We start from the raw sequence: 10,022 nt of genomic DNA on the forward strand, positions 1-10,022 counted from the left end.
GGCTCAGGAGCGGTGAGCGCGGTAGTAGGCGAGGAGGCTGCGCGTGGACGCGTCCTGCGCAGCCACGGCCTCCTCGTCGCCCTCGATCGCGGGCGCGATCTGCAGGGCGAGCTGCTTGCCGAGCTCCACGCCCCACTGGTCGAACGAGTTGATGCCCCACACGACGCCCTGCGTGAACGTGATGTGCTCGTACAGCGCGATGAGCTGGCCCAGGACGGCCGGGGTCAACGCCGGAGCGAAGATGGACGTCGTCGGGCGGTTGCCGCTGAACGTGCGCGCCGCGATGAGCGGGCCCGTGGTGCCCTCGGCCTCGACCTCCTCCGCCGTCTTCCCGAACGCGAGCGCCTTCGTCTGCGCGAGGAAGTTCGCGAGCAGGAGCCCGTGGACGTCGCGGCCGCCGTCCGCCAGGGGATAGGCGGGGGTGGCGAACGCGATGAAGTCGGCGGGGATGAGGCGCGTGCCCTGGTGGATCAGCTGGTAGAACGCGTGCTGGCCGTTCGTCCCGGGCTCGCCCCAGAACACCTCGCCCGTGTCGGTCGTCACGGGCGATCCGTCCCACCGCACCGACTTGCCGTTCGACTCCATCGTGAGCTGCTGCAGGTACGCGGCGAACCGGCTCAGCTGCTGCGCGTAAGGCAGGACGGCGTGCGACTGGGCGCCGCGGAAGTTCGTGTACCAGACGTTGAGCAGCCCCATGAGGACGGGGACGTTTCGGGGGAGCGGCGTGGTCCGCACGTGCTCGTCGACCGCGTGGAACCCCGCGAGCAGCTCGCGGAACGCCGTCGGTCCGAACACGACGGCGAGCGACGTGCCGATCGCCGAATCGACCGAGTACCGGCCGCCGACCCAGTCCCAGAACCCGAAGGCGTTGTCGGGGTCGATGCCGAACTCGGCGACCTTCTCCAGCGCCGTCGAGACGGCGACGAAGTGGCGGCCAACCGCGTCCGTCCGCGCCTGGTCGTCGTCGGCGATCGCATCGCGCGCGGCCAGGCCGGCCCAGAGCCAGTCGCGCGCGAGGCGCGCGTTCGTCAGCGTCTCGAGCGTCGTGAAGGTCTTCGACGCGACGATGAACAGCGTCGTCTCCGGATCCAGGTCCGCCGTCTTCTGGGCGAGATCCGTGGGGTCGATGTTCGAGACGAACCGCGCCTCGATGCCGGCGTCGGCATACGGTGCGAGGGCCTCGTAGACCATGACGGGGCCGAGATCGGATCCGCCGATGCCGATGTTGACGACGTGCGTGACGCGCTTGCCCGTCACGCCGGTCCACGCGCCCGAGCGCACGCGGGTCGCGAAGGCCTCGATGCGCGCGAGCACCTCCTGCACATCGCGGTCGATGTCCTGGCCGTCGACGAGGAGCGTCGACCCCGCGGGGCGGCGCAGGGCGGTGTGAAGCACCGCGCGGTCCTCGGTCGTGTTGATGTGCGCGCCCTCGAGCATCGCGTCGAAGCGCTCGGCCACGCCGGTCTCCTCGGCGAGCCGGACGAGGGCCTCCAGGATCTCGTCCGTCACGAGGTTCTTCGACAGGTCAACGTGCAGGTCGGCGAGACCGAACGAGTAGCGCTCGGCACGCGCCTCGTCGTCGGCGAACCAGCCGCGCAGGTCCGGCGTGAGCGCGTCGCTGAGGCGCGCAAGATCGGCCCAGGCGGCCGTGGTGGTGGGATCGACGGGAGCAGTCATGGTGCCAACCTACCGACCCGCGCGCGGGTCGCGCGCGCGGGCGTCGCTACAGCAGGGAGGCGAGATCGGATCCGACGGTCGGATACGCCATGACGACGTCGCCCAGCTGGGCCGTCGTGAGGCCCAGCCGCACGGCGAGCGCGAACACGTTCACGAGTTCCGCGTACTCGGGGCCGAGGAGCTGCGCGCCGAGCACGACGTCCGTCTCCTCGTCGACGACCACGCGCGCCGCGGCGGCGGTCTCGCCCACCCGATAGTTCGAGAACCACTCGGCGGTGTCGGACGCGTCCACCCGCGGGCGATGACCCGCCACGCGCGCCTCGTCGGCATCGAGGCCGACGCGCGTGAGCTCGGGGATCGTGAACACCGTGCGCGGAATGCCCCGATAGTTCGGCGCGGTGTCCGTTCCGAGCAGGGTCTTCGCGACGGCGGAACCCTCGAGCGACGCGACCGGCGTGAGCGGAGCGCCGGGTGAGTCGGCGACGTCGCCGGCGGCGAACACGCGCGGATTCGTGGTGCTGCGGAGCCGGTCGTCGACCGCGATGCCGCGCTCCGAGTGGGCGATGCCGCCGGCCTCGAGCCCGAGGGCCTGCGTGTTCGGGACCCGCCCGGCCCCGTGCACGACGAGGTCCGCGGCGACGACGGATCCGTCGTCCAGCACAACCTCGAGCGTGCCGCCCGCGCGGCGCACCGCCGTGACGTCGCGGTCCTTCTCGAGGTGCACGCCGAGCTCGGCCGTGCGCGCCGTGAGCGCATCGACGAGATCCGGGTCGTAGCCCGACAGGGGGCGCTCGTGCCGGTGCACGATGGTGCAGTCGGCGCCGGCGCGCGAGGCGATGTGCGCGAACTCGAACGAGATGAACCCGCCCCCGATGAACACGATGCGCTCGGGGAGCGCCTCCCGCTCGAGAAACCCCGTGCTGTCGGTCACGAGGTCGGCGCCGTCGAATGCGAGCGGCCGCGGCACCGCGCCCGTCGCGATGACGACGTGGCGCGCGCGGATCCGCTCGCCCGCGACCTCCACGACCTCCGGAGACGCCCAGGCCCCCGCGCCCCGGAGGATCCGCACGCCGAGGCTGTCGAGGTGCTGCTCGATGCGCTGCGGCATGGCGTCCGTGAAGCCGCGCTTGTGCGCCATGAGCCCCGCCCAGTCGATCGCGAGGCCCGCGGGGTCGATGCCGCGCCCCTCCAGCAGGCGCGCGGCGTCGACGATCTCCGCCCCGCGCCGCAAAATCTTCTTCGGGTCACACCCGCGCAGCGCGCACGTGCCGCCGAACGGCGCGGGGTCGGCGACCGCGACCCGCCAGCCCTCCGCCGCGCACGCGGCGGCCGCGGCGACGCCCGCCGTGCCGGATCCCAGAACGAGAAGGTCGAGCTCGGTGTCGCTCATACGGTCGCCGCCGGCGGCCACACGCCGATGATGATTCCCATGACGATGATGGTCACGCACTCGTGCGAGATGGTCAACAGCGTCAGGCCGGCGGGCCGCCGCTCGAGCGCGTCGTGGGTGATGACACGCGCGGCGGTAAAACCGACCCACATGAGCGCGGCCGTCACGACCGCGGAGAGCAGGTAGCTGCCGGAATAGAAGTGCCACGCGATCGTCGCGGCGCCCGCCAACACCCAGGCCGTGACGAAGCTCACGATGACCGTCAGCATGATCGGCCCGACGGCGTCCTTCGCCTCCCCGTCCATCGAGACGTTCGCGAGTCGCGCCCCGCGCGTCCCGAAGACCCGCGGGGAGTACCAGACGCTGCCCACGACCATCGAGGACAACGCGGCCAGCACGACGGCGTAATAGTTGATCTCCGGAATCATGCCTCGACGGTAGCGTCCGCGGGCGCGGCGCAGAAGCGGCGATATGTGTCCTGTGTCGCGCGGGCGCGCGCCGCGCCGTCGGGATCGCGGTAGCGTCGAGGCACGCGCTGTCCGAACGAGGGGATTCGTCATGAACGCGGCCGTGGAGTTTCGAGGCGTGTCCAAGAGGTTCCCGGACGGAACGCTCGCCGTCGACGGCGTCGACCTCGTCGTCGAGCGCGGCACGACCACGTGTTTCGTGGGGTCCTCCGGCAGCGGCAAGACCACGGCGCTGCGCATGATCAACCGGATGGTCGACCCCACGTCGGGCGTCGTGCTCGTGGGCGGGGAGGACGTCGCGGGCCGCGAGCCGGTCGCGCTGCGCCGGTCCATCGGCTACGTCATGCAGCACGCCGGCCTCCTCCCACACCGCACGGTCGTCGATAACGTCGCCACCGTGCCGCTGTTGTCCGGTACATCTCGCGCCGAGGCCCGCGAACGCGCCGTCGAGATGATGGCTGCCGTGGGGCTCGACACGGCGTTGGCGAAGCGATATCCGTCGCAGCTCTCGGGCGGGCAGCAGCAGCGCGTGGGCGTCGCGCGGGCGCTCGCCGCGGACACCGAGATCCTCCTCATGGACGAGCCGTTCGGCGCCGTCGACCCCGTCGTGCGCGCCGAGCTGCAGGAGGAACTCCGGCGTCTCCGCGAGGACTTCGGAAAGACGATCGTGTTCGTCACGCACGACATCGATGAGGCCTTCCTCCTCGGCGACCAGGTCGCGCTCTTCCGCCCCGGCGGGCGCGTCGCGCAGATCGGACCCCCGCAGGAGCTCCTCGAGACCCCGGCCGACGACTTCGTCGCCCGCTTTATCGACGCGGGCCGTCCCCGCAGCATTCTGCGATGACCTGGCTCGCCGCGAACCTCGACCAGATCGCGCGCTACGCGGGGCAGCACGTGGTCCTCGCCCTCGTGCCGACGCTGCTGGGCGCCGCCATCTCGCTCCCGCTCGGGTGGCTGGCGAACCGCAACCACGTGGGACGCGGCGTGTTGTTGAGCGTCTCGGGTCTGCTCTACGCGATCCCCTCGCTCCCGCTGTTCATCGTCATGCCCGCGCTCATCGGCACGCAGATCCTCGATCCCCTCAACGTCGTGGTCGCGCTCACGATCTACGCGCTCGCCCTGATGCTGCGGACGACGGCGGACGCCCTCGCCTCCGTCGATAGCGACCTGCGCCTCGCGGCGACCGCCGTGGGCTTTGGCGGGTGGCAGCGGTTCTGGGGGGTCGACCTGCCGGCCGCCGGCCCCGTGCTGCTCGCCGGTCTGCGGGTCGTCTCCGTGAGCACCGTGAGCCTCGTGACGGTCGGATCCCTGATCGGCGTGCAGTCCCTCGGGTACTACTTCGTCGACGGATATCAGCGCGGCTATGTCACGGAGATCGCCGTCGGCGTCGTCGGCACGGTCCTCATCGCGCTCGCGCTCGATGCGGTCCTCGTGCTGGCGGGCAGGCTCGCGATGCCCTGGACGCGACGGGCCGCGACGCGGACGGGGGTGCGCGCGTGAACGTGTTCGCGGATGCCGTCGCGTGGGTCCTCGACCCCGTGACGTGGCAGGGGCCGGCGGGCGCGGGCGCGCGCCTTGGTGAGCACCTCGGATACTCGGCGCTCACACTCGCGATCGCCGTCGCCATCGCCCTGCCGGTCGGCGTCGCGATCGGGCACACGGGACGCGGGCGCGAGGTCGTCGTGCCGTTCACGGGGGCGCTGCGCGCGCTGCCCACCCTCGGCCTGGTCACGCTCCTCGCGCTGCTGCTCGGCACCGGCCTGATGGCCCCGCTTATGGCCCTCGTCATCCTCGCGATTCCGCCGATCCTCGCGGGCGCGTACGCGGGCGTCGAGGCGATCGACCCCGCCACGCGGGGCGCCGCGCGCGCCGTGGGATTCACCACCTGGCAGATGGTCTGGCAGGTCGAGCTGCCCCTGGCTCTGCCCCTCATCGCGGGCGGCGTGCGCTCGGCGGCGCTCCAGGTGATCGCCACCTGGACGGTCGCGGCCTTCCTCCCCCTCGGCGGCCTCGGCCGCTTCCTCATCGACGGGCTCGCCGTGCGCGACTACGCGCAGATGCTCGGCGGATCCCTCATCGTCATCGCCCTGGCCCTGGTCGTCGACCTCGCCTTCGCCGGGGCGCAACGCGCGATCACCCCCCGCGGTGTCCGGGGCACCGGGTACCGTGACCGACGAACCCGCGGCCCCGTCACGGAGGCCGCATCATGAAAGGCAGGAACGCCATGCGCACGACATCACGCCTCGCGGCGGGGGCCACTCTCGCCGCGACCGCCCTCGTCCTGGCAAGCTGCGGGTCCTCGGACCCGTTGGCCAGCGAGGGATCCTCCGAGGGGAGCGGCGACGCGATCACGGTCGGCTCGGCCGCCTTCGCCGAGTCGGAGATCATCGCCTACATATACGCGGGGGCGCTCGAGCGCGCCGGGCTCGATGTGTCGGTGTCGCCCGCCATCGGATCGCGCGAGGTGTACATCGCGGCGCTCGAAGACGGATCCGTCGACCTCGTCCCGGACTACACGGGGAACCTCCTGCAGTTCTTCGACGACTCGGTCGAGGCCGAGGGGGCGGACGCCGTATACGAGGCGCTGTCCGATGCCGTGCCGGAGGGCTACGACGTGCTCGAGATGGCCGAGGCCGCCGACGCCGACTCGTACAACGTCACGCGCGAGTTCAGCGAGGAATACGGGGTCACGAGCCTCGCCGACCTCGCCGACCTCGACATGGAGATCCGCGTCGCCGCGAACCCCGAGCTCGCCGAGCGGCCGTATGGAATTCCGGGCCTGAAGGACGTGTACGGCATCGACGCGACGCTCGTGCCGATCAACGACGGCGGCGGCCCCAACACCCTTCAGGCGCTGCTGGACGGAGACGTCGAGATGGCAGACATCTACTCGACGACGCCGTCCATCGCCGCGAACGACCTCGTCACGCTCGAGGACCCGGAGGACATGGTGCTGGCGCAGAACGTCGTGCCGCTCATCTCCTCCGACGCCGCGAGCGAGGAGGCCGTGACGGCCATCAACGCCGTGCAGGGCGCGCTCACGACCGAGGACCTGATCGCGCTGAACGCGCAGAGCTCCGACGACAAGATGTCGTCCGAGGACATCGCCGAGGGCTGGCTCGACGAGTCCGGCCTGTTCGACTGACGCGCCGCGCGGCGCTCAGCCGAGCGCCGCGCGCGCCGTCGCGATCCGCGGGGCGAGCCCCGGGGCGCTCGTTGCCGGGAGATCGGTCACGTCGAACCAGCGCACGTCGAGGCTCTCCGCGCTCACCGCGACGGTCGCGCCTTCCGGGGCGATCGCGACGAACCCGACGTCCCAGTGCGCGGCGCAGGCGAACCCGCCGCCGAGCGCGTGCCGCTCCAGGTCGACGATTCGCGCGAGCGCCAGTTCCAGCTCGGGGATCCCGGATTCCTCGCGCGCCTCGCGCCGTGCCGCGCCCGCGAGCGTCGCGTCCCGGCGCTCGAGGTGACCCCCGAACTGGACCCAGAACCCGCCCTTGCGGTGATGGCTCAGGAGGATGTGCGCGCCGTCCGGCGAGAACACGAAGCACGACGCCGTGAGGTGCTCCGGGGCCAGCCCCTTCCAGAGCGCCTCCTCGCCGCCGTCGACGGCGAAGGTGAGGAACCGATCGCGGGCGGGACACGCGGGGGCGCTACGCAGCTCGGAGAGCACATCCATCTCCCGATCCTCGCACGTGGGTCCGCGCACCTCCGCCGCGGCCGGGCACGTTCGGTCGAGGGGGCGCACATGCCGCCCCACGTATGCACGACGCCGTACCGTGAAGGCGTCGGCGGGCGGATGCCCGCCGCCCACATCGCGACGACGCCTCGGCGACGACGCCGACGAGACCGGTGCTGATATCTCTCCCAGCCAGACCGTCCGCCCGAGCACGCTCGGACCTGTCCGCCAGACCTATGCTGGCGCCGACGACTTCCCGCCCATCGCGAAGGCCTACGTTCAGGTCTCGGGCGTCGTCCGCGAAATGGGCCTCTTCCGGCGCGCACGCGGGTTCTACGCCCTCGTGGGTGCGGCGCTCGCGCTCGCGCTCGGCGCGGCGAGCGCCTGCTTCGTCCTGCTGGGCGAGAACTGGTTCCAGCTGCTGATCGCCGCCTGCCTCGGCGTCATCTTCACGCAGGTCGCGTTTCTCGCGCACGAGGCCGCGCACCGCCAGATCCTCGCGTCCGGCACCGCCAACGACCGCCTGGGGGTCGTGCTCGCCGGCGCGATCGGGATGAGCATGGCGTGGTGGGACCGCAAACATTCGCGCCATCACGCGAACCCCAATCGGGTGGGGAAGGACCCGGACATCGCCGTGGACACGATCTCCTTCCTCCAGGAGGACGCGGCCCGGACGCGGGGGCTGCGCCGCCTCATTACGCGACAGCAGGGGTGGCTCTTCTTCCCGCTGCTTCTGCTGGAGGGGGTGAATCTCCACGTGCAGAGCATCGTTGCGCTCTGCGCACGGGGCCCCGTCAAGCGGCGCTGGGTCGAGCTCGCCCTGCTCGCCGTGCGGTTCGCGGTGTTCCTCGTGCCCCTGTTCCTCGTTCTTCCGTTCGGCATGGCCGTCGCCTTCCTCGGCGTGCAGCTGGCCGTGTTCGGGGTCTACATGGGCGCGTCGTTTGCCCCCAACCACAAGGGAATGCCCGTGATCGCCCCCGACGCCCGCCTCGACTTCTTTTCGAAGCAGGTGCGCACCTCGCGCAATATTCGTGGCGGATGGTGGGCGACGGCGCTGTACGGCGGGCTGAACCATCAGATCGAGCACCACCTTTTCCCGTCGATGGCGCGGCCGTATCTCGGGAAGGCGCGCGAGGTGGTGCGGGACTTCTGCCGCAGCCACGACGTGCCCTATGTCGAGGCGTCGATGGGGGAGTCGTACGCTCGTGTCGTCGCATATCTCAATCAAGTGGGTCTGGCGGCGAGGGATCCGTTCGTGTGCCCCGCGGCGGCCGGGCTCGGGCGCGCGTAGCGGCCGCGCTCATCGCGCGGTCGAGGCGCGGGCGTGGAGCTGGGGGACGATCTGCACGCGCTCGATGGGCCGCGCCGGTCCGTCGGCGAGCCGCGCGACCATCACCTCGATCGCGCGCCGCCCGACGTGTTGTTTGGCGGGACGAAGCGCGGAGAGCGGCGGCTCGCCGCTCTCGGCGATCTCGTCGTCGTACGCGATGAGCGCGAGCTCCTCCGGCATCCGCCACCCCGCGTCCGCGGCGTGTTGCTGCACGAGGAGCGCCTGGGGGTCCGAGTGCACGAGGAGAGCCGTCGTCTCGGTCGCCCGCACGCTCTCCAGCAGCGTGTCGATCAGCGCGGCGCGTGCCGCCGCGGACACCCGGTCGAACGAGGCGGAGAGGTCCACCTCCGCGGAGAGCCCGAGATCGCGCACGGCGCGGGAGAACCCCAGCCGGAGCCGAGCCGAGGTCGGCGACTGCGACGACGTGACGATGCCGACTCGCGCGTGCCCGAGCGCCGCGAGATGGCGTACGGCGAGCTCCCCGCCGAAGACGTGATCCGTTGTGACCCATTCGAGCCGGGTGAGCCCGAGCGCCGCGGGCGCCTGGCGCTCGACGAGGACGACCGGCAGCGGGAGCGCTTCGAGCCAGCGGAGGAGCGCCTGCCCCTCGGAACCCAGGGTCTCGGGAGCGACGAGGAGCCCGTGGACCCCGGACTCGACGAGCGAGGCGATCTGTCGGCGCTGGTCATCGATCGCGTAGCTCGCGCCGCGGAGCGCGAGCTGCACGCGGTGCGCGCCGGCCGCCGCGCGGGCCCCGAGCACGATCTGCGGCCAGGAGTAGTCGAGCGAGGGGACGACCATCCCGATGCGGAACCGCGCGGCGTTCGCGCGCGCACCCCCCGGCCGGTCGAGCTCGCTGCGGAGGGTCGCGCCGCCGTGCACGCGCGTCGCGAGGCCCTGCTCGGCGAGCCAGCCGATGTCGCGACGGATCGTCAGCTCCGCGACGCCGAGGTCACGTGCGAGGTCCCGCACGCGCACGGATCCGTGTTGCCGCAGCTCGTCGAGGATCCGCTCGCGACGGGTCAGGCCGAAGGCGCGGCCGTCGTCGCTCACCGTTCGCCCTCCCACACCTCGGCGCGAACGGTCAGGCCGCCGGCCGCGGCGGGGGTCGAGAGAACGACCCGGCTGACCTGGGAGCCCCACGCCCGCGTCATGAAGGGATCCTCGACGCGCCGGGTCTCGACGCGCACCTCCGCGGCGTCGTGGCGGAGCCGAAGCCCGCGCCCCGCCCGCGCGACGGCGAGCGCTCGGTGCTCCGGCCGTTCGTGCGCACGGCGCGGGCCGGCGGGTGGCGCGCGCTCGCGGTGTCGGGTGCGACGAGCGCGACCGTGACGGTTGCGGCGGCCGACGCCGTGCTCGTGGCGGGCGAGCCGTGGGCCGTCGCGGTGCTGCCGGCGCTGGTCGTCGTCGCCGCGATCCCCCCTGGACCGACCTCACGAACAAGGCGTTCGGCACGCCCACCCGCTACATGGGCGGGAC

The 10,022-nt window shown here is 72.1% G+C and carries 11 protein-coding genes; 6 read left to right on the forward strand and 5 right to left on the reverse strand.

Annotation, left to right across the window (positions count from 1 at the left end):
• Positions 1-3: 3 nt before the first annotated feature.
• Genes pgi through GJQ66_RS03280 form a run of 3 tightly spaced genes read right to left on the reverse strand, consistent with a single transcriptional unit; the run spans position 4 to position 3,495 of the window.
• Positions 4-1,677 (reverse strand): glucose-6-phosphate isomerase, encoded by a 1,674-nt coding sequence (gene pgi / locus GJQ66_RS03270; protein WP_155047875.1) that lies wholly within the window; start codon positions 1,675-1,677, stop codon positions 4-6.
• A 46-nt stretch (positions 1,678-1,723) separates the two neighbouring features.
• Positions 1,724-3,067: an NAD(P)/FAD-dependent oxidoreductase gene (locus GJQ66_RS03275; protein ID WP_155047876.1), complete on the reverse strand. Its 1,344-nt coding sequence runs from the start codon at positions 3,065-3,067 to the stop codon at positions 1,724-1,726.
• Positions 3,064-3,495: a DUF1761 domain-containing protein gene (locus tag GJQ66_RS03280; RefSeq protein ID WP_155047877.1), complete on the reverse strand. Its 432-nt coding sequence runs from the start codon at positions 3,493-3,495 to the stop codon at positions 3,064-3,066. Before GJQ66_RS03280 ends, GJQ66_RS03275 begins: the two co-directional genes overlap by 4 nt.
• Before the next feature lie 157 nt (positions 3,496-3,652).
• On the opposite strand from GJQ66_RS03280, the gene GJQ66_RS03285 reads away from it, so the two are divergent.
• Genes GJQ66_RS03285 through GJQ66_RS03300 form a run of 4 tightly spaced genes read left to right on the forward strand, consistent with a single transcriptional unit; the run spans position 3,653 to position 6,679 of the window.
• Positions 3,653-4,378, forward strand: a complete 726-nt coding sequence (locus GJQ66_RS03285; RefSeq protein ID WP_368732610.1) for an ABC transporter ATP-binding protein — start codon at positions 3,653-3,655, stop codon at positions 4,376-4,378.
• Positions 4,375-5,034 carry an ABC transporter permease gene (locus GJQ66_RS03290; protein ID WP_155047879.1) on the forward strand — a complete coding sequence of 220 codons (660 nt, stop codon included), beginning with the start codon at positions 4,375-4,377 and terminating at the stop codon, positions 5,032-5,034. The genes GJQ66_RS03285 and GJQ66_RS03290 overlap by 4 nt, the downstream gene beginning before the upstream one ends.
• Entirely contained in the window at positions 5,031-5,744 is a 714-nt protein-coding gene (locus tag GJQ66_RS03295) for an ABC transporter permease (RefSeq protein ID WP_368732611.1), read from the forward strand. Before GJQ66_RS03290 ends, GJQ66_RS03295 begins: the two co-directional genes overlap by 4 nt.
• 14 nt (positions 5,745-5,758) lie before the next feature.
• Entirely contained in the window at positions 5,759-6,679 is a 921-nt protein-coding gene (locus tag GJQ66_RS03300) for an ABC transporter substrate-binding protein (RefSeq protein ID WP_155047880.1), read from the forward strand.
• Positions 6,680-6,694: 15 nt separating this feature from the next.
• On the opposite strand, the gene GJQ66_RS03305 is transcribed toward GJQ66_RS03300, so the two are convergent.
• Positions 6,695-7,213 (reverse strand): NUDIX hydrolase, encoded by a 519-nt coding sequence (locus GJQ66_RS03305; protein WP_155047881.1) that lies wholly within the window; start codon positions 7,211-7,213, stop codon positions 6,695-6,697.
• 181 nt (positions 7,214-7,394) lie between these two features.
• Between GJQ66_RS03305 and GJQ66_RS03310 the strand changes: the two genes are divergently transcribed.
• Positions 7,395-8,504: a fatty acid desaturase gene (locus tag GJQ66_RS03310; protein WP_368732615.1), complete on the forward strand. Its 1,110-nt coding sequence runs from the start codon at positions 7,395-7,397 to the stop codon at positions 8,502-8,504.
• 9 nt (positions 8,505-8,513) lie between these two features.
• On the opposite strand, the gene GJQ66_RS03315 is transcribed toward GJQ66_RS03310, so the two are convergent.
• On the reverse strand, positions 8,514-9,596 hold the full coding sequence (locus GJQ66_RS03315) for a substrate-binding domain-containing protein (RefSeq protein ID WP_368732612.1): 1,083 nt from the start codon (positions 9,594-9,596) through the stop codon (positions 8,514-8,516).
• Positions 9,597-9,745: 149 nt separating this feature from the next.
• Here GJQ66_RS03315 and GJQ66_RS03320 point away from each other — a divergent pair.
• A partial coding sequence (locus tag GJQ66_RS03320; RefSeq protein WP_155047882.1) for a hypothetical protein occupies positions 9,746-10,022 on the forward strand: 277 nt, incomplete at its 3' end.

Source organism: Microbacterium sp. ZXX196 (assembly GCF_009709595.1).
Classification (GTDB): domain Bacteria; phylum Actinomycetota; class Actinomycetes; order Actinomycetales; family Microbacteriaceae; genus Microbacterium; species Microbacterium excoecariae.